The organism is Bacillus sp. FJAT-22090, from assembly GCF_001278755.1.
GTDB lineage: Bacteria > Bacillota > Bacilli > Bacillales_A > Planococcaceae > Psychrobacillus.
Genome location: NZ_CP012601.1, coordinates 504,893 through 526,316, shown reverse-complemented (window position 1 = coordinate 526,316; position 21,424 = coordinate 504,893). Strand labels below are relative to the sequence as shown.

Annotated in this window: 16 protein-coding genes and 1 other annotated feature; of the genes, 2 read left to right on the top strand and 14 right to left on the bottom strand. The window is 36.4% G+C overall.

All coding sequences use genetic code 11. The features are described from left to right. Positions 1-10: 10 nt before the first annotated feature. From AM499_RS21555 to AM499_RS02660, 3 genes are all read right to left on the bottom strand, one after another. Positions 11-166: a hypothetical protein gene (locus AM499_RS21555; RefSeq protein WP_156316734.1), complete on the bottom strand. Its 156-nt coding sequence runs from the start codon at positions 164-166 to the stop codon at positions 11-13. 372 nt (positions 167-538) lie between these two features. Then, positions 539-2,242, bottom strand: coding sequence for a sensor domain-containing diguanylate cyclase (locus tag AM499_RS02665; protein ID WP_053588746.1), 1,704 nt, complete (start codon positions 2,240-2,242; stop codon positions 539-541). Between the two features lie 98 nt (positions 2,243-2,340). Beyond that, positions 2,341-3,564, bottom strand: coding sequence for a bifunctional folylpolyglutamate synthase/dihydrofolate synthase (locus AM499_RS02660; RefSeq protein ID WP_197275587.1), 1,224 nt, complete (start codon positions 3,562-3,564; stop codon positions 2,341-2,343). 88 nt (positions 3,565-3,652) lie between these two features. Between AM499_RS02660 and AM499_RS02655 the strand changes: the two genes are divergently transcribed. Next, a complete protein-coding gene (locus AM499_RS02655; protein ID WP_053588744.1) occupies positions 3,653-4,534 on the top strand; it encodes an ATP-grasp domain-containing protein in 882 nt (293 codons plus the stop codon). Next, complete coding sequence (locus AM499_RS02650) at positions 4,531-5,334, top strand: ATP-grasp domain-containing protein (RefSeq protein WP_053588743.1); 804 nt, start codon at positions 4,531-4,533, stop codon at positions 5,332-5,334. The genes AM499_RS02655 and AM499_RS02650 overlap by 4 nt, the downstream gene beginning before the upstream one ends. A 156-nt stretch (positions 5,335-5,490) precedes the next feature. On the opposite strand, the gene AM499_RS02645 is transcribed toward AM499_RS02650, so the two are convergent. The 11 genes from AM499_RS02645 to clpX form a co-directional block, all read right to left on the bottom strand. Continuing rightward, positions 5,491-8,133, bottom strand: a complete 2,643-nt coding sequence (locus AM499_RS02645) for a valine--tRNA ligase (RefSeq protein WP_053592072.1) — start codon at positions 8,131-8,133, stop codon at positions 5,491-5,493. Between the two features lie 44 nt (positions 8,134-8,177). Further along, positions 8,178-8,404 (bottom strand) — a binding site (T-box leader). Between the two features lie 312 nt (positions 8,405-8,716). Beyond that, positions 8,717-9,295: a hypothetical protein gene (locus AM499_RS02640; protein WP_053588742.1), complete on the bottom strand. Its 579-nt coding sequence runs from the start codon at positions 9,293-9,295 to the stop codon at positions 8,717-8,719. 1,146 nt (positions 9,296-10,441) lie between these two features. Next, entirely contained in the window at positions 10,442-11,737 is a 1,296-nt protein-coding gene (hemL, locus tag AM499_RS02635; protein WP_053588741.1) for a glutamate-1-semialdehyde 2,1-aminomutase, read from the bottom strand. Next, positions 11,737-12,714 carry a porphobilinogen synthase gene (gene hemB / locus AM499_RS02630; protein ID WP_053588740.1) on the bottom strand — a complete coding sequence of 326 codons (978 nt, stop codon included), beginning with the start codon at positions 12,712-12,714 and terminating at the stop codon, positions 11,737-11,739. Before hemB ends, hemL begins: the two co-directional genes overlap by 1 nt. Next, positions 12,714-13,475 carry a uroporphyrinogen-III synthase gene (locus AM499_RS02625; RefSeq protein ID WP_053588739.1) on the bottom strand — a complete coding sequence of 254 codons (762 nt, stop codon included), beginning with the start codon at positions 13,473-13,475 and terminating at the stop codon, positions 12,714-12,716. Before AM499_RS02625 ends, hemB begins: the two co-directional genes overlap by 1 nt. Continuing rightward, positions 13,468-14,397 carry a hydroxymethylbilane synthase gene (hemC, locus tag AM499_RS02620; RefSeq protein ID WP_053588738.1) on the bottom strand — a complete coding sequence of 310 codons (930 nt, stop codon included), beginning with the start codon at positions 14,395-14,397 and terminating at the stop codon, positions 13,468-13,470. The genes AM499_RS02625 and hemC overlap by 8 nt, the downstream gene beginning before the upstream one ends. 17 nt (positions 14,398-14,414) lie before the next feature. Further along, complete coding sequence (gene ccsA, locus AM499_RS02615; RefSeq protein ID WP_053588737.1) at positions 14,415-15,245, bottom strand: cytochrome c biogenesis protein CcsA; 831 nt, start codon at positions 15,243-15,245, stop codon at positions 14,415-14,417. Between the two features lie 129 nt (positions 15,246-15,374). Next, positions 15,375-16,739 (bottom strand): glutamyl-tRNA reductase, encoded by a 1,365-nt coding sequence (gene hemA / locus AM499_RS02610; RefSeq protein WP_053588736.1) that lies wholly within the window; start codon positions 16,737-16,739, stop codon positions 15,375-15,377. Positions 16,740-17,036: 297 nt separating this feature from the next. Continuing rightward, positions 17,037-17,618: a ribosome biogenesis GTP-binding protein YihA/YsxC gene (yihA, locus tag AM499_RS02605; protein WP_053588735.1), complete on the bottom strand. Its 582-nt coding sequence runs from the start codon at positions 17,616-17,618 to the stop codon at positions 17,037-17,039. Between the two features lie 4 nt (positions 17,619-17,622). Further along, positions 17,623-19,938 (bottom strand): endopeptidase La, encoded by a 2,316-nt coding sequence (gene lon, locus AM499_RS02600; RefSeq protein ID WP_053588734.1) that lies wholly within the window; start codon positions 19,936-19,938, stop codon positions 17,623-17,625. 182 nt (positions 19,939-20,120) lie between these two features. Continuing rightward, positions 20,121-21,389 carry an ATP-dependent protease ATP-binding subunit ClpX gene (gene clpX, locus AM499_RS02595; protein ID WP_053588733.1) on the bottom strand — a complete coding sequence of 423 codons (1,269 nt, stop codon included), beginning with the start codon at positions 21,387-21,389 and terminating at the stop codon, positions 20,121-20,123. Positions 21,390-21,424: the final 35 nt, after the last annotated feature.

Genomic DNA, 21,424 nt, shown 5'->3' with positions numbered 1-21,424 from the left:
AGTTAGCTCCTTATTTCTCATCACTTTCTACTTCAGAAGAGGCTAATTCTGTTTGTAAAACAGCTACCTCTGTTCGAATACTACTGACAGTTACTTCTTTTAATTGTTTTTCTTCCTTGAGAGGATATATCAGAAAATAATAGATTGCACCAATAATGACAACCACTAGAGCAACTATAATGAGGAAACCCGACTTCTTATCACTAAATAATTCAGGCTTGTGGTAGCAGAGTAACGAGATTGAATATCAAAATCTGTAGTTGAACTTTCTTCCGTACTGCATGGTTGGTCAAAATTAGTAATCTCCTGTACTTGCACATCCATGATTCCTCAAATTTATAATTTCGCAAATATGTATTTAAAAGCAAAAGTGTAAGAATATAACTATACTACATTATTTTCAGCATAAGCACTGCTAGTTAGATTAATACTATTTTACCATCGGAGATTTTTATTTGATACTCTAAATCTAAAGACACTTGCATAAACACATAAAAAAGAGAATCTTCTTAAACTAAGATTCTCTTTTCTCATTCTTCTATTTCACATATTCCGCAACTTTATTTCTACCCGCTTGCTTCGCACCAATATATAATGCACGGTCTGCATTTCGAAGCAGTGACATTCCTTCATCGCTGTCTTCAGGAGCAGTGGAAACTCCGATGCTGGCTGTTAAAAAGATAATTTCTTCCCGCGAAACTACATCTAAATCTAACTGTACGACAAATGGGTTTTGTTCAATTTTTCGTCTTAATCGTTCAGCAATATTGGTTGCTTCTACTTTCGTATAGTTAGGAAGTAAGATGACAAATTCTTCTCCTCCATACCTTGCAACTGTCCCATTTGAACCAATTTCAGTACTGATTACATTAGCAAACTCTTTTAAAATCATGTTTCCACTGTGGTGTCCGTATGTATCATTGACGGATTTAAAATGATCAATGTCCATCATAATTAATGACACCGTTTTATATTCACCAAGATTTAATTTCTCCATAAAGTATTCCAATCGTTTGTCTAAATACCTGTAATTATATAAACCCGTTAACTCGCACCGTTCACTTCTTGCCAATGCCTCTCTTACATACTTTGCTTTTTCCACGGAAACCGCAAAATATGAGCAGAGCAAATGAACCATTTTAAGTTGGTATGCCTCAAAAGCGTATTTTTTACGTGAAGCAAGTACTAGAACACCTTCTATTTTTTGATTTCGATAGATGGGTACGCACATTACACTTTGCATATCAGTTGCAAGAAATGGTGGTTTCATTTCATTCCATTCGCTTTGTTTATCATATAAGGTTGGAATCCCTTTTTTATAAATGATGCCTGCAAGAGTACTATTTAGATCTTCTGGCGCAAAAAATAGTTCCACATTTTCTCCATCTTCTCTTGCACGTAGTATTTGAAATTTACCATACAAATCATCGACTATATAGGCTGAATCGATGGGGAACATCTTTGTAATACGCTCCATGAACAAATCAATTATCTCTTTACCAGTCATTCGTTCTGCAAGCTCATGTCCAAATTGACTCGCTTTATTAAGATCCGCATTTACTTTCTCGGAGTTGCTATATAAACGGACTAAAAGAGTAATCATTAAAAAAGGTAAGCCTAAAAGAACAAATGCTATAGTACCTACATAGCTCTCTAAAAAATATAAGCTTATCCCAAAAGGTAATGTAATCGTTAATCCTACAACATCCCATACGGTAGACTCGTCTAATAATTTTGGATTGGTTCCAAACGAAGAATTTCTTAAATAAATGATTGTATGATTTAAAATGACATCACAAAGAGCATAAATTGTACCAAAGAGAAGAACATCTTGTACTACTAGGGACCCTAAATTGTAACCAAGTAAATGTACAACAGTACCGCAGACCACTGAAATAATGAAGAACATAAAAGAGCTAAACGCGATGCGATAAAAATTATCTTTGTTAGCTTTCATATGAAAAGCAATCGGTATTAAACACAATTGCATAAGAACCAGTTCGGCAAATATTCCATAATTCAAAAATGCGGCTAGCGAAACCCATTGACTAAGAAACATTGTATTACCTGAGATATAAAATGGAAAACTAGTTGTTAATAAAACTAATAACAAGAGGATTAAATAAGCATCCCATTCAACATGCCTACTTGGAGCATATCGATAAACTAAAAAAGACCCTAAGGGTACGACTAATAACCACAATATGAAAATATTTCTTTTGGCTTTTACTGATATATTCATAGGACTATTATTCTCCCTCTAAAAAATTTATCTGTTACTATTAGCTTATTATCCGATTGACTAAATTATATCACTTAAATCTCTGAAAATTTCAACTACTATTTACCTGTTTTTAATCTTAACTCTGATATAAAATATAACGAACCTGTGACAATAGTAATATCATTATTTTGAATATTTTCAAACAAAAATTCTTCCATATCTTTAGTAATACGTTTATCATCGTGTAAACAGTGTTTATATAATTCACTAGGCGGTAATGCCCGTTCGTGATTGAATTGTACAAATTCAAAAGATGAACCTATTTCTTCTAATTTTCTCAACATATATATATAATCTTTGTCTTTTAGAATACCTACAATAAAATGAATATTTTTATGTGGGAAATTAGATTTAATCGTTTCTACCAATGAATCAATACTCGCTTTGTTATGAGCACCATCAAAATATAGATTTTCCTCTATTCTCTCCATTCTTCCTTGCATTCGAGCATGTTTAACAGCCAATTGAACTTTACTTTCATCTAATGGGAAACTACTTTCCAAAAGTGCAGTTATTGCTATAGCCATATTTGATTTCTGATGGTTCCCTAGCATACTCGGATGTAATCCATTAAAAACAGTCTTGTCATATGAATACGAATTATTATGTACAATAAAATCATTACCATATTCAATAATTACACCCTTCTTTTCAAGTGCTTCTTGAAGAAAAACAGTTTTTGCTTGTGGCTCTAATTGCCCTATAATTAATTTGCTATCTTCTTTCAATATTCCTGCCTTATGCCAACTAATTTTTTCAATTGTATCTCCTAAAAAGTTTGTATGATCGATTGAAATACTAGGTATTACAGCTAACGATTTTTGAAATACGTTTGTACTATCAAATCTTCCACCCATACCAGCCTCTATAAACACAATATCCAATGTTTCAGTTTCAAAAACTAAGAATGCTGCAACTGTTAGTAATTCAAAATCAGTAAGCATTCCGCTTAAATTAGCTCGTTGCATCTTTTCGAATGCCATATCCATTTGTTCTGGCTTAACATTTACACCGTTTAATTGGATTTGGTCATGCACATCAATAATACTTGGTGAAGTAAAGGATCCGTAGCTTAAACCGTGTTCCTTTGCGATAGCTCTCATAAATGCAATGGTAGATCCTTTCCCATTCGTACCTGCAACATGAATGGTTTTATGTTTATTTTGAGGATTATCAAGCTTCTCTAGTGCTTTCTTTATGGAATCTAACCCAGGTTTTATAATAGATTCACTTTTAATATTCCATTTATTTTTATATAAATTAAAATTATTTATTTCCACGTCGTTCACCCTATTCCTTCTCATATAATTTCGTGCTAAACTTCTTTATAAACACTATTATATCACGCACTAGCGGAGGTCAATCATTATGCAAACATGTTGGATTGTATACAACGGAAGTCTTACAGATGAAAAATTTATCGATCAGGCCCTTCTTCTTCAAGAAGCAGCAATTAAACAAGGCATACAAGCAACATTAGTAAAGAATTACGAATTATTAATGGACGTCCAGCTAGGATTAAGGGATACTAGACCAGATTTTGTCATCTTTTTAGATAAAGACATTTTGCTTGCAAAGTTTCTCAAAAATGAAGGCATTCCTGTTTTTAATGATCCCGATATAATTGAAATATGTGATAACAAAGCACGCCAGTATATGTTACTTGCCAAAGCACAAGTCCCAATGCCTCGTACAATCATTGCACCAAAAGTGTACACGGACTTTACAATTCAACATACTGGTTATTATGAACAAGTTTTAGAAACTATTAAATTACCTATGATAATAAAAGAAGCACATGGCTCTTTTGGTTTTAAAGTTTATCTAATAGAAACAAAGGAACAGTTTTTTGAAAAAGTTGAAGAACTTAATGGAAAAGAATATGTTTTTCAAGAGTTTATTGAAAATAGTAGAGGACGTGACATTCGAGTTAATGTCGTAGGCGGACAGGTAATCGCTTGTATGCATCGTCATTCCGAAACAGATTTTCGTGCAAATATTACAAATGGTGGAACTGCCTCTCAAATAGAACTTACAGAAAGACAAAAAGAAGTGGCTATACATGCTGCTCAGGCGCTAAATGCAGAGTTCGCAGGAGTAGATTTATTATTTGGTGAAGATGAAGAACCACTTGTATGTGAAGTAAATGGAGTAGCCCATATTCGTAACATTTATAATGTGACCGGTATTAATGTTGGAGATGCTATGATTAGCTATGCATTATCAAAAGTAGGAACAGTTCTAATATGAAAGGCTTACTAGTTTATGAGTTACATGAAATTGAAAGAAATAGAAGCTTTATAGAACGGTTAATAAATGCTGGAGAAAAACATGGTCTTTCCATGACTATAATAGATGATCGAAGTTCCTCTATTCCAGATGCAGATTTCGTCTTTTTCAGAGCAAGGAACCCTCAACTTTCTAAGCAGTTAGAACAAAGGAATATTCCAATGTTTAATCGCGCGGAAGTGAATGTAATTGCGAACGATAAATGGAAAGCCATCCAGCTTGTTCAGCTACTAGGAATTCAAACTGTGCCTACTAGAAAAATAAAGACAATAACAGATATCTCTCATTACCCTGTTGTCATAAAAACAATCGATGGTCATGGTGGGTCACAGGTAGAATTATGCCATACGAAAGATCATGCCAATGTCTTTATTCGTGCGCATGATTCTAAAACGATTATTGCACAAAAGTATATTGAAACAAATGCAACGGATATCCGAGTATTTATGCTTGGATCAGAAGTAGTCGGAGCAGTAAAACGAACTGGTGCAGAAGACAGTTTTAAATCAAATTATACTCTCGGTGGTACCGTAGAAAAATACGATTTAAGTAGTGCACAAATTAAAGATGTGGAAAAAATAGCTAAAGCATTAAAAAGCGATTACATTGGCATAGACTTTCTCTTACTGCCTGATGGTAGTTGGTTGTTTAATGAAATAGAAGATCCGGTTGGTGCAAGATCTTATTTTGCTACTACTAATAAAGATATTGCCATACCAATCATGGAATATATTAATAAGAAATTAAAAGAAAAAGAGTGAGCCGAGTTTTTAGCTCACTCTTTTTTCTGTTATTTAACTAGACTATTCAATATTCCAACGGAAGCATTCATAATTCCCACTAAATGCAGTCCTCCAATTTCAGTCATAATAAAAGAGAGTGTCGATTAATAATCAATCGACACTCTCTTCTTTAAATTACATGTTTTTAAGTTCTTCTAATCGTTTTAAAACCGTAGCTTGTTTTTCTATATAATCTTGTTCTTTTGCACGCTCTTCTGCAACAACAGCTTCTGGTGCTTTGGAAACGAAGCGTTCATTCGATAGCTTTCCTTGAACTAACTTCACTTCTTTTGTCCATTTTTCAAGTTCTTTTTCTAAACGAGCCTTTTCTGCTTCGATATCGATTAATCCTTGTAATGGCAAGAATAATTCTGCTCCTGTTACAACTGCAGACATCGATTGACCTGGCGCTACAATACCTTGACCGATTACTAACGGCTCTGGATTACAAAAACGCTCCAAATATTTCGCATTTGCTTCTAATACTGCCAATGTGTCTGTATCTTTTGCTGAAATGTACAATGGCACCTTTTTACTCATCGGTGTTTGTACTTCTGCACGAATATTACGAACAGAACGGATAATTTCAGCTAGTAATTTCATACTTGCAGCTTCTTCTTTATTGGATAAAGATTCGTTCACAGTTGGCCATGCAGCTAGTGTAATCGACTCCCCTTCATGCGGAAGGTTTTGCCAGATCTCTTCCGTTATGAATGGCATAAATGGATGTAATAATCGCATAGTATTATCTAATACATATGCTAGTACCGAACGTGTCGTTTTCTTCGCTTCTTCATCTTCTCCGTTTAGTGGAAGTTTGGACATTTCAATATACCAGTCACAGAAATCATCCCAAATGAAGTTATACAGTGCACGACCTACTTCACCAAATTCATATTTGTCGGAAAGTCTCGTTACTTGTTCAATTGTTTCATTCAAACGAGTTAAAATCCATGCATCTGCAACTGATTTTTTACCGTCAAGATTGATTTCTTCAAATGTTAATCCTTCCATATTCATCAATGCAAATCGAGATGCATTCCAAATCTTATTAGCAAAATTCCAAACCGCTTCTACTTTTTCCGTAGAGAAACGCAAATCTTGCCCTGGAGATGAACCAGTACTTAAGAAATAACGGAGTGAATCTGCACCATACTGCGCAATTATGTCCATCGGATCTACACCATTACCAAGAGATTTGGACATTTTTCGTCCGTCTTCTGCTCGAACCAATCCATGTATTAAAACATCATCAAATGGACGAGTTTCTGTAAATTCAATTCCTTGGAAAATCATACGTGAAACCCAAAAGAATATAATATCATATCCTGTAACAAGTGTATTTGTTGGATAATATTTTTTAAACTCTTCGTTTTGTTCATCTGGCCAACCTAATGTAGAAAATGGCCAAAGAGCAGATGAGAACCATGTATCTAATACATCTTCATCTTGGCTCCAGTTTTCAGCATCTATTGGAGCTTCGTGTCCAACATACACTTCCCCTGTTTCGTTGTGGTACCAAGCAGGAATTCGATGACCCCACCATAATTGACGAGAAATACACCAATCATGAATGTTTTCCATCCATTGCAAATACGTTTTTTCGAAACGGTCCGGTACAAAATTTACTTTTTCTTCTGCTTGTTGTAATTTAATTGCCTCATCAGCCAATGGTTGCATTTTTACAAACCATTGAGTTGAAAGATAAGGTTCAACAACTGCTCCACTTCGCTCCGAGTGGCCTACTGAATGCATGTGCTCTTCAATTTTGAATAAAACACTAGCGTCTTGTAAATCTTTCACGATTTGTTCACGGCATGCAAAGCGGTCCATTCCGTCGTACTGAGCAGCATTTTTATTCATCGTACCATCTTCATTCATTACTAAAATACGTTGTAAATTATGACGGTTACCAATTTCAAAGTCATTTGGATCATGTGCAGGTGTAATTTTAACCGCCCCACTACCGAACTCCATATCTACGTAATCATCCCCTACGATTGGGATTTCACGATTTGTAATTGGTAGAATCACTGTTTTACCTATTAAATGTTTATAACGCTCATCTTCTGGGTGCACTGCAACTGCACTATCCCCTAGCATTGTTTCAGGTCGAGTAGTTGCAACATCAATTGTGCCAGTACCATCTGCGAGTGGGTAATGCATATGATAGAATGCACCCTGTACATCTTTATGGATTACTTCGATGTCAGAAAGAGCCGTCTTTGTAGCAGGATCCCAGTTAATAATATACTCACCGCGATAGATCAAACCTTTATTGTAAAGCTTTACGAACACTTCTTTAACTGCATTCGATAGACCTTCATCCAATGTGAAACGTTCTCTTGAATAGTCTAAACCTAAACCTAGTTTTGCCCATTGCTCGCGAATATGACCAGCATACTCTTCTTTCCATTTCCATGTTTCTTCGACAAATTTTTCGCGTCCTAAATCATATCTAGTTATATTTTGTGAACGCAGTTTTTCTTCTACTTTTGCTTGTGTTGCAATACCAGCATGATCCATACCAGGTAACCAAAGAGCATCATATCCTTGCATACGTTTCATACGTATTAGAATATCCTGTAATGTAGTATCCCAAGCATGCCCTAGGTGTAACTTACCTGTTACGTTCGGTGGTGGAATCACAATCGTATAAGGTTCTTTTGCACTTTCTGGATGCGCCTCGAAAAATTTCCCTTTGAGCCACCATTCATAGCGACCTTTTTCAATCGATTGCGGATCGTACTTCGTTGACATGGTTGTTTCATTTGTCATATGTGTTCCTCCTAAAAAAGAATATAAAAAAACTCCTGTCGTCATTAAAGGACGAAGGAGTTTGTTCGCGGTACCACCTTTATTCGCAGATGCAAAAAATAACATCACGCTCTCAATTAGATAACGGCTTCAAACCGGCAATTGCTACTGTTAGTTCACAAAAGCTGCTCATGGGCTACCTTCAAATGGCCGTTAACAGAAACATTTCAGCAGTTTGTTTCCTTTCTTTCGATAACTAACTCATTTTACTCTTCCCATTCATAGCATCAATATTTTAATCTAAATCACCAATCCAGTCGAAAAAGATTAATGCCTAGAGAATTCCACAGATGTTTAAAAATCTGTACTTCAAGGCGAATTTGATTGTTTGTTCATATTGTACCTAATCTTATGATATGACGTCAAGTCACGTCACGTGAAAGGAGAATATACAATGAGAAAAGGATATAACCCTTACTTGTTACCAGATTGGCTTAGAAAAACACGCTTTTATTGCAAAGGAATTATTATTCCTATTTGTGGTTTTCAGCTTATCCGTGTATTAATTGTTCCAACAACTTGGGATTTTATTTTACTTGTTTTTCTATTGTTCATCTGCTTCTTGCTTTACAAGGACATAATTTGATGGAAACGTAAGCTTTGACATTCCATCATCTAAATCAAAAATAAATTGAAGCTCCGATTCTACACTATTTGGACTCTCTAACATTTCTACTTCATCCGATTCTTCTCTTCCATTTTCTTTTTCAACTACCATTGGAGCTTCATATTCACAATAAACAGACCAAGCAATTTCAATAGCTGCATGATCTGTCGTTTTAGAATGTACGCGGCGAACATCTAAAGAAGGGGAAAACCCTTGTTGTATTTTATCCTTTGAAATCTCTACACTCATCGGTACAGCATATTCGAAATAACCTACTTCTCCCTGAACATCTAAATCCTCAATTTGGGTAAATTCGCTTGTAGCGTGATGCTCATGTTCACCTTCTTCAAATTCAACATGACAGGTAATGTGATAGATCCCCATTATCTGAATCGAATCTTCTGTTTCACTTTGCTCATATTGTGGAGTTACTTCAACTGTTTTTACCTCTTTAGGAATACCAAAACTCGCTGGAAAAAGAAACTGTTCTTTTACGTCCCATACTTTCACTTCCATTTTTCATCCTCCTTCATATAGGACAAATTATGATAGAAACTCATGAAATATGAAAAACGCTCGCAAAATAATTATGAGGAAAGAATATCTACAAAAAATATATCGAGGGATACACATACGGTGCCATTTGTCATTATTTTATTAAATATAAAGAAGATAAACTTAATTTTATTTTAAATCAGCTAATTTCCGTTCCAGGCGGACGCGTTCCGCCGGCATGGCTTCAGCCGCTTCCTTCGCTATGCTCAGTCCAGGGTCTTCAGCTCATGCACCTGCCGCTTCGCTTTCGGTGCAGTAAACATTTGCTATTCCGGCTGGAGTCGCCGCCTTTCACTCCAAACAACTATTATCCGCATTACAATAAGAAAACCATTATGCCATTAATAGTGCAAGTTTTTATCACTTAAATCTTTCCAATTAGTATTTTTAGAAAATCGTTGAAAAAGGTGACACTCCTGCCAGAATAGCGTTAGACGAAGCCCCGCAGTTGAGGGGAAGACAATCTATGTTCGCCGCATCCTGCGGCAACGTTTGCATGACCAACATCGTTTTGGCCTGTGGAGGCTCACGGACCGCCATCGAAAAGCGTCCTCACGGAGTGTAATTTAACGATATGATTTGTGTATTACTTTAAATTTAAATAAATTTCTCATTATTAAACGCCATCACCTATCATTGTGTATCCTTTAAAGTAAATTATCTTATTTTGATAGCCTTCAGTGGATAGAAACGGAGGGCGGCGACTCCAGCGGGAACAGCGTGTCCAGGTGAGACCCCGCAGGAGCTGGCGACGAGGAGGCTCACGGACCGCCCGCGGAAAGCGTCCGCACGGAGTGTAGTTCAAGGATATCATTGGTCGTGTATTACTTGTAATGAAAATTGATTTCTTATTATTAAGCCCTATCACTTATAATGGCGGCGACTTAGCGGGAATAGTGTGTCCTAGTGAGTACCCAACAGGAGCAAACAAAGGAACGAAGGCTAAGAACTCCACCTCGTGTGGTAACTACCACGTAACCCTACATCGTGTTGGCCCGAGGAGACTCACGGACCGCCCGCGGAAAGCGTCCGCACGGAGGTGTAGATCAACGATATGATTAATCAATAACTAAAGCCCCGCAAATGATTGCGGGGCTTCTCTTTAAATTATTTAGTTGATAATTTTTCAAACACCGTATGGAATGCTGCAATTGTTTTTTCAATATGTTCTTCCGTATGAGCACTTGATAAGAACAATCCTTCATATTGAGAAGGTGGTAAATAAATTCCCTCTTCGGCCATTAATCGGAAGTATTTTGCAAACAACTCCAAGTCAGAAGTTTTAGCTGTATCAAAATTAATAACATCTTCATTCGTCAAGAAAAATCCAATCATTGATCCTGCACGATTTACCGTATGTGGGATGTTATATTTTGTTGCAGCTTCACGGAAACCTTTTTCAAGTAAATCACCAAGTTTCGTAAAGTATACATAAGATTCTTCGTTCAATCTAGATAACGTCTCGAATCCAGCAGTCATAGCTAGTGGATTACCAGAAAGAGTTCCCGCTTGATAAACAGGGCCGCTAGGAGCAATCAGTTCCATAATTTTACGTTTTCCTCCGAAAGCACCTACTGGAAGACCACCACCAATTACTTTACCTAAACATGTTAAATCAGGTGTAATACCATAGTAACCTTGCGCACAATGATATCCTACACGGAATCCAGTCATTACTTCGTCAAAGATCAAAACTGTACCATGTTGTTCTGTTAATTCACGAAGACCTTCTAAAAATCCTTCGACTGGTGGAACAACACCCATGTTACCTGCAACTGGTTCAACTATGACAGCTGCTAAGTCGTCTCCGAAGTTTTCGAACACGTGACGTACGCTCTCCAAATCATTATAAGGTACAGCAATCGTGTTTTTCGCGATGGACTCAGGAACACCAGGACTGTCAGGTAAACCAAGAGTAGCAACTCCAGAACCTGCTTTAATCAGTAAGCTATCACCATGCCCATGGTAGCTACCTTCAAACTTTAATATTTTATTTTTTCCGGTGTACCCTCTCGCTAAACGAAGAGCACTCATTGTTGCTTCCGTTCCTGATGACACCATACGAACCATTTCGATAGACGGTACACGTTCCATTACCAATTTAGCAAGTTTGTTTTCAATAAGTGTAGAAGCTCCAAAACTTGTGCCTGCTTCCGCAACTTGCTGAATTGCTTTTACAACATTTGGTTCAGCATGTCCTAAAATAAGAGGTCCCCATGATAAAACATAATCGATATATTCGTTTCCATCGATATCTTTTAGGATAGCACCTTTACCACTTTCCATAAAGATAGGATCCATATCTACAGACTTGAATGCACGAACTGGACTGTTTACTCCACCAGGCATTAATTTTTTAGCTTCTGTGAAAGCTTGTTTAGATAAGTCATATGATTTTGTCATTACTTCTCCTCCAACCAACGTGCCACATCTTTTGCATGATACGTTAAAATAATATCTGCTCCAGCACGTTTCATCCCTGTTAAAGTTTCTAAAACAGTTTCTTTTTCATTGATCCATCCATTGATAGCAGCAGCCTTCACCATTGCATACTCACCACTAACATTATAAGCAACAATTGGAACATCAAAGTTATTTTTTACATCTCGAATGATATCTAAATAGGAAAGTGCTGGTTTTACAATTAGGAAATCTGCTCCCTCTTCGATATCAGATGTTGCTTCACGAATTGCTTCCATACGATTAGAATAATCCATTTGATATGTTTTACGATCACCAAATTTAGGGGCGCCATCTGCAGCTTCTCGGAACGGACCATAGTATGCAGAAGCATATTTCACTGCATATGACATAATCGGCACATCAGCAAAGCCCGCTTCGTCTAAACCTTGTCGAATTGCTGTAACGAACCCATCCATCATATTAGAAGGTGCAATAATATCTGCGCCTGCTCTTGCTTGACTAATCGCTGTTTTTGCTAATAAATCAAGAGATGGATCATTCAGAATTTGTTCCGTTGCATCCACTACACCACAATGTCCATGATCGGTATACTCACACAAACATGTATCTGCAATGACAACAAGTTCTGGGTGTCTATTTTTGATAAAGCGAATACCTTCTTGTACAATTCCATGGTCATGAAACGCTTGTGAACCGATTTCATCCTTTTCAAGAGGAAGACCAAATAAAATAACAGAAGGAATACCTAGTTCTACTACTTCATCTACTTCTTCTGCTAAACGGTCAATTGAAAATTGGTATACACCAGGCATAGACTTTACTTCATTTTTTATATTTTCTCCCTCAGCAACAAATATCGGGTAAATCAAATCCTCTTTATGTAAATATGTTTCTCTAACCATTGCTCGTATTCCTGCTGTTTTTCTTAAACGACGATGACGTTGAAATTCTGTCATTATTCTCTCCCTTTCCATTCCACTAATGCATGGATTACTTCCGTTAATGTATAGGTTTCTGGAATCACATGAACTGTTGCATTTAGTGATTCCAAATACTCTTTTGTAATATGGCCAATCGCGCAAACTGTAAGTGATTCGTATCCAGTTTGAACGCCGATAGTTTCATGAAATACTTTCACGGTAGATGGACTTGTAAATATGATGGAGCAATTCGGCTCATTTTCGATTAAATATTGAATATGCTCTTTATTTTCTTCCACTTCTATTGTTTCATAAATAACCCACTCATCTACTTTATTTGTTAAACCTTTTGTTATTGTATCTTTTGCAAGACTGCCTTTAAAAAACAAACAGGTTTCAGTAGGTGAAGAAAATGCAGGAAATTCTTTTACAAAAACATCTGCACTAAAAATAGTTGGGGTAAAATCTACCCTTAAGCCTATAGATTCGATCGCGCATGCAGTTTTTGAACCGACTACTGCAATTTTTGCTTTTATCACAGAAGGAGGTAACCCAAACTTTTTCATTTTCGAATGAAAGGCGTGCACACTACTTTGACTCGTGAATATAAACCAATCATAGTCGATACATTCTTGTAGCCTATGTTCGTCAGCTTCAGAAACAAGTTCCTGGGTTGCAATGAGCGGAGCAATTACTGGGTATCCTCCATATTTCAGCGTAAGATCGACAGCCTCGGAAGACCTTAAAATCCCTGTAAATATGACATTCTCTCCTTGTAAAGGTCTCCCCTTAGACATTTAAATCTGCCTTTACTTTTTGTATTAGTTCATATGCTCCTTGCTCTGTAACTAAACGCGCTACTTCTTTGCCTGCTTCTTCAGGATTTTTCCCTGTAACTACTTCTTTATAAATAACCGACGCATCTGGTGCAGCGACTAAACCTGTCATTGTAATCTCATTGCCATTGATGACAGCATGTCCGGCAATCGGAACTTGACAGCCACCATCCATCGCAGCTAAAAATGCACGTTCTGCGTGTACAGCATCCCATGTATCCTGATCAGATAATTTTTTAAGCTCATCCAATAATTCTATATCATCTTCTCGGCATTCAATTGCAAGTGCTCCTTGTCCTACTGCTGGAACACAGTCTTCTGTTGATATGTATTCTGTTACTACTTCGTCGCTCCAACCAAGACGCTTCAATCCTGCAGCTGCTAAAATAATTGCGTCATATTCACCGTCTTGGAGCTTTTGGAGTCTCGTATCAACATTTCCACGTATCCATTTAATCTCGATATCTGGGCGCAACAATAATAATTGAGCACTTCTTCTTAAACTGCTTGTCCCAACAATCGCACCTTTTGGAAGATCTGCTAACTTTACGTGCCCAGTAGAAATAAATGCATCTCGCTCGTCTACTCGCTTCGGTGTACATCCCATTACAAGACCTGGTGGTAAAACAGATGGCATATCCTTCATGCTGTGCACTGCAAAATCAATCTCTTTATCATACAATGCCTGTTCAATTTCTTTTACAAATAATCCTTTTCCACCAACTTTTGATAACGTTACATCTAATATTTGATCACCCTTTGTTACGATTTCTTTCACTTCGAACTCAAATGGTGCACCCATATCTTTCATTTGCTGAATAAACCAATTCGTTTGGGTTAATGCTAATTTACTTCTTCTCGAACCTACAATAATTTTACGCATTGCTTCGCTACCTCTCTTTAATACCAAAAATGGAATTGTGATAATTGACTACCTAATAAAAAGTTTATCAAAACAAATAGAAATGCATATATATGAATCCAAGCATAGTTGGTTCCTATAAAACGTGATTTATTTCTTAAAAGAAGCACAACCACATAGATCAACAATAAAATGACAGAACTTATAATTTTAAAATCAAAAACGGTAAATATATCTAATGATACATATGCCCATTCTAACCCAAGAATTAAACTTACAAACAAAAGAGGAATACCTGTCAAAATAGATAATGTCATCCCATTTTCTGCTTGCTTCAATGACGGCAATCGAGAAAACTGCTTTGTCCATTTTTTCTTTTTGAGCACCCGATATAATATTAAATATAAGGATGAAAATACAAATGATAATGAAAATGCAGCGTAAGCTAACATTGCAAACATAATATGAATAAATAACAATTCAGATAGTAGGGCTTCTCCAACAGCGGATTGATCCATTTGATTTGGCGCAAAAGTATGGATGGTCATAAAAATAAACCCAATAATATTTAAAAAGAATGCAGGTAAATCCAATTTGAATACTATCTGCAATACAATTGCTAGAGTGATAATTAGCCATGCATAAAAGTAGATTCCTTCAAATAGCGAAAGAATTGGAAATCTTTTTGTATCAATGATATACATAACTAAAAACACCGTTTGCAGGAATGACACGATGGAAAGTAGCCATACTCCTATACGATGTGCCCGACGATCTTTATTCAAGTAATCGATAAAATAAAAAACAAGGCTAACGGATTGTAGAATGACCATCATCTCGTGTAGCCTTGTCATTCCAAGATCAGTCATAATAAGCTCCTTTTTAACCTAAAAGAGTAATTGCCTAAGTCTTATTAGACAGGCAGATACGTCAAAAAAAGACGTTTTCCATATCTATTATGACACATACAGATACAAAAACGCCTCCTTTTTACTTCATCAAAATGACATTTCTTCTTTCAAGTTTTGTGATGCCACTCTAGTTTGTTTTAATTTGATTTTTGATTTTTCTACTTGAGCAGAGAATTCATTTTTTACTTCTTCTTCAATACCAAAAATCTGCTGGAATAATTGAAGTTGTTCTGCTGAATCGTTTGCAGTAGATAATTCTTTCACTTGTAAAATTGGATCTTTTAACAATTGATTAATGATTGATTTTGTATGTTTATTTAAAATTTTTCGTTCACGGTCCGATAGATTCGGCATTTTATTTTCAATAGAAACCATTGTTTCTTGTTGGATTCGATTAGCTTTTTGTCTAAGAGCAGAAATAATTGGCACAACTCCTAGTGTTGTAACCCACTCATTGAATTGCTCAATTTCTGATTGGATCATTGACTTAATTTGATCCGCTGCACGCTCACGTTCCGCTAAATTTGCTTCTACGATACCTTGTAAATCATCGATATCATATAAGAAAACGTTCGCCAAATCACCAATTTTTGGATCTAAATCCCTTGGCACAGCGATGTCAACCATAAATAGAGGCTTTCCTTTACGAAGACGTTCTACAAACTGCATCAATTCATAGTCAATTACATATCCAGTGGAACCAGTCGAGCTAATTAAAATATCCGCTTCTAATAACGCACATTGTAACTCGTCCATCGGTTTGGCAGTGCCATCAAATTTAGTTGCCAATGCTTCCGCCTTTTCAAATGTACGATTAAACACTGTTACTTTGCCTGCTCCACTACCATATAGGTTTTGTATTGCAAGCTCGCCCATTTTTCCAGCACCGACAATAACAACATGCTTATGATTTAAAGAGCCAAAAATTTTCTTTCCTAGCTCGACTGCAGCATAAGAGACAGAAACTGCATTTTCACCAATCGCAGTTTCTGCATGGGCACGCTTAGCAAAAGTTACAGCTTGCTTAAACAATTGATTGAAAACAGTACCTGTTGTACCGTTCTCTTGTCCATTTAGAAAGCTCTTCTTCACCTGACCTAATATTTGTGTCTCACCAAGTACCATGGAATCGACACCAGCTGTCACCTGGAACAAATGGCTGTTCGCTTGGTCATCTTCGTGAATAAATAAATAGCGGGAGAGATCCTCTAATGGAATATCGAACCAATTAGCTAAAAACTGTTTTACATAGTATTTCCCAGTATGTAATTGATCTACGGTTGCATAGATTTCTGTGCGGTTACAAGTAGATACAATAACATTCTCTAGTATGCTTTTTTGTTCCTGCAATGCTTGCATGGCATTCGGAAGTTCCGCTTCTACAAAAGATAGCTTTTCACGAATTTCCACGGGAGCAGTACGGTAATTGACACCTACCACGATAGTATGCATGGAATCATGTCACCCTTTCACGTTCATTTCATAATCCAATTATACCATAGCTTTTTTCACAGAATGGTAACCATTTGTGAACAAGCTATGAAATAACCTTCACCTTAATTAGAATTATTATAAACTAATATTAGCAAACATTAAGCACGATTACAAGGAAACTGACCAATGTTATAAAAGACGCATTTTTCTAACTAATTAGGTATCTTCTATCTCAAAATAAAACTGGTCGCTTATAGGGAAAGTTATTCCCTAAACAACCAGTTTTAATCTTCATATTTACACAAAAATTTTCAATTACATTCTACTTTCAATTTCTGCCCACGCTGCATCGAAGCCAAGGCCCGTTTCTGAAGAAAATACGACAAGAGGATCACTTTTTTCCATTTGCAATTCATCTTTGACTATTTTCTTATGCTTATCCCATTTGCCTTTAGGAATTTTGTCCGCTTTCGTTGCGACAACTATGCAAGGAATATTATAATGCTTTAAGAAATCGTACATCATACAATCATCTGCAGTTGGAGGATGTCTCAAATCGACGATTAACACTACTGCTTTTAAAACCGATCTAGACGTAAAGTATGTTTCAATCATTTTCCCCCATGCTGCTCTTTCTGTTTTAGATACCTTTGCATACCCATAACCTGGAACATCGACAAATAATAAATCTTCTTCTAATTTATAAAAATTTAACGTTTGTGTCTTACCTGGCTTGGAAGAAATACGAGCCATGCTTTTTCGACCAATCATTTTATTGATAAATGAAGATTTACCTACATTGGATCTTCCTGCTAATGCAAATTCCGGTAAATCTCCTTCTGGATATTGAGCTGGTCTTACAGCACTTATTAGTAATTCTACGTTATTCACTTTCATGCTTTCACTCCTCTAATGCTATTTGAAGTACCTCTTCAGCATCGGAAACAAGCTTAAAAGTTAAGACCTCTCGAACACTCTCTGGTATATCTTCAATATCACGCTCATTGTCTTTAGGACAAATGATTGTCGTTAATCCTGCGCGATGTGCACTTAATGTTTTTTCTTTTAATCCACCGATTGGTAATACGCGACCTCTTAGTGTCACTTCCCCTGTCATCCCGACTTCTCGTCGAATTGGACGCTTAGATAATGCAGAAACTAAAGCCGTCACGATTGTAATACCTGCTGATGGACCATCTTTTGGAACTGCTCCCTCAGGAACATGTATATGAATATCATGTTTCTCATGGAAATTTGGATCTATTCCGATTGATTCAGCTTTTGAACGGACAAAAGATAATGCTGTTTGAGCAGATTCTTTCATCACATCGCCAAGCTTACCTGTTAATTGTAACTTACCGTTACCAGGAGATAAAGACACTTCGATTTGCAAGGTGTCTCCACCAACAGTCGTATAAGCTAATCCCGTCGCTACACCTATTTGGTTTTCGGTTTCTGCTTGTCCATAACGGAATTTTTTCTTTCCGATTGTATCCTCCAAGTTACTCGACGATATCGTTACACGTTTCTTTGTGCCAGATACAATTTGCAAAGCAGCTTTTCTACAAATATTTGCTAGGACACGCTCTAGACTTCTAACTCCCGCCTCACGAGTGTAATGACGAATTACGTCCACAATTGCTTCGTCTTTTACTTGTAGCTGAGATTTCGTTAGACCATGTTCCTTCGCTTGTTTAGGTAATAAATGATTTTTGGCAATAGATAGTTTTTCAATTTCTGTATAACCAGCGATTGAAATAATCTCCATTCTATCACGTAGAGGACCTGGTATTGTGCTTAAGTCGTTTGCAGTAGCAATAAATAGCACATTAGATAAATCATACGTCTCTTCAATATAATGATCGCTAAATGAATTGTTCTGCTCAGGATCAAGCACTTCTAACATTGCTGCGGAAGGATCTCCTCTAAAATCATTCGACATTTTATCAATTTCGTCTAATAAAATAAGTGGATTAATCGTCCCTGCCTTTTTCATTGCTTGAATTATACGACCCGGCATGGAACCTACGTATGTTCTTCGATGTCCTCGAATCTCAGATTCGTCTCGAACTCCTCCTAATGAAATTCGAACAAAATTGCGTCCTAATGATTCAGCAATAGATTTCGCCAAGGAAGTTTTCCCGACACCTGGAGGTCCAGCTAAACACAGGATTGGACCACGAAGAGATTTAGTTAACTGACGAACAGCTAAATATTCTAACACCCTTTCCTTCACCGACTCAAGGCCATCATGATCTCGATTTAGAATTTTCTCTGAACGTTTAATATCTAGTTGATCTGCCGTTGATTTTGACCAAGGAATGGATACCATCCATTCAATATAGTTTCGTATTACTCCACTCTCAGGAGCTTGTGTAGGTAGTTTCTCATAACGATCTAATTCTTTTAACACATTCTTTTTCGTAGTTTCTGGTAAACCTGCTTTTTCAATTCGTTTTTTCAAGTCCGCAATTTCACCAGTTTTACCTTCTTTATCTCCTAGCTCTGTTTGTATAGCCTTCATTTGCTCACGAAGATAAAATTCTTTTTGTGTTCTTTCCATCGCGTGTTTTACGCGTGTATTTATTTTCTTTTCTAAATTTAATATTTCCTGTTCATTATACAGTCGCTTAATTAATGTTTCTAAACGCTCTTTTGCATCCATAATTTCTAAAATTTCTTGTTTCCCTGAAATTTTTAATGGTAAATGAGATGCAATCATGTCAGCAAGTCTACCTGGTTCTTTAATATCTAGTACCGATTTATAAGTTTCTTCTGATATGCTTTTCGATGCCTTTGAATACTTTTCAAAATTATGTATTAAAGTTCGCATAAGCGCTTCATCTTCCGAATCTGCTTCCGTCGGCTCGACAAAAGCGGTCACTGAAACTTCATCATACATATCTCTTTCTCTGTAATCATCCCAAATAGCCCTTTGTTGTCCTTCGACTAACACACGATATGTTCCATTTGGTAGCTTCACCATTTGCTTGACATATGCTAAAATTCCGACATCATATAAGTCTTCTGTAGTAGGATGTTCTAAATTCATATCTCTCTGCGCTACAAGAAATACTTTTTCTTCTCGTAACATCGCTTCATTTAAAGCAGCAACTGATTTTTCTCGACCAACATCCACATGCAAAACCATTGTTGGAAATACTAAAAGACCTCTAAGTGGTAATACAGGATAATATCCATCATTTATTTTCGCCATTTTGGGAAGTCACCTCCTTCTAATTCTGTCCGTTTTTCCGCTAATTAAACAGCAGAACTTTTCTATATGTACTAGTCAGCATAAATAAATAATCCATTTTTTCCTACATAAGGAGAAAAAGCCGACATCCTTGATTGCACTTAGGAAGCGCATATTGGAAGCCAGCTTATTCAATGGCATAATTAAGCCGATGTTTTTTCGTTGTCTTTTTCTACTTCGGAACCATCTGCCAATAAAAGCTTAGGAGATGCATTTTCTGTAATTGTTTCTTTTGTGATCACACATTCTACAATATCTTCTCTCGATGGTAGCTCGAACATTACATCAAGCATAATGTTTTCTATTATAGAACGAAGTCCACGTGCACCTGTTTTACGTTCAATAGCTTGCTTCGCTATTTCTACTAGTGCGTCATCTTCAAAAGTTAATTTTACATTATCTAGTTCAATCATCTTTTGATATTGTTTCGCAAGTGCATTTTTCGGTTCTGTTAAAATTTGTACTAGAGCGTTCACGTCTAATTGTTCTAAGCTTGCCAATACAGGTAAGCGACCAATAAACTCTGGTATCAAACCAAATTTCAATAAATCTTCAGGTATTAATTGAGATAATGGAGTTCCTTGATCTAGCTCAACTTTATTTGGATCGGCACCAAAACCAATTACTTTTTCACCTAAACGACGTTTAATAATTTGTTCAATGCCATCAAATGCTCCACCAACGATAAACAAAATATTCGTTGTATCGATTTGAATGAATTCTTGATGTGGATGCTTGCGTCCTCCTTGCGGTGGAACACTTGCTACAGTTCCTTCTAATATTTTTAGAAGTGCTTGTTGTACACCCTCACCTGAAACATCCCGTGTAATAGATGGATTTTCAGATTTACGCGCTACTTTATCTATTTCGTCAATATAAATAATACCTTTTTCTGCTCGTTCAATATCATAGTCCGCAGACTGAATTAGCTTTAGAAGAATATTTTCAACATCTTCTCCAACATAACCGGCTTCTGTTAAGGATGTAGCATCTGCAATAGCAAATGGTACATTTAGAATTCGTGCAAGAGTTTGAGCAAGTAATGTTTTACCGCTACCTGTTGGTCCTATTAAGACTATATTTGACTTAGATAATTCTACCTCGTCAATCACGCTATTTGAATTGATTCGTTTGTAATGGTTATAGACAGCTACCGCAAGTGATTTTTTTGCTCGTTCTTGACCTATTACATACTCATCTAGTATTGACAAAATTTCTTTTGGTTTAGGAACTTCTTTAAATTCTACTTCTTCTTCTACACCTAGCTCTTCTTCTACAATTTCAGAACATAAGTCGATACATTCATCACAAATATATACGCCAGGTCCAGCAACTAGTTTACGAACTTGTTCTTGTGGTTTGCCACAAAAAGAACATTTTAAGTTCCCTTTTTCATCATTGAATTTGAACAAAATATTCACCCCTATTCAAGCAATTATCTTACAAG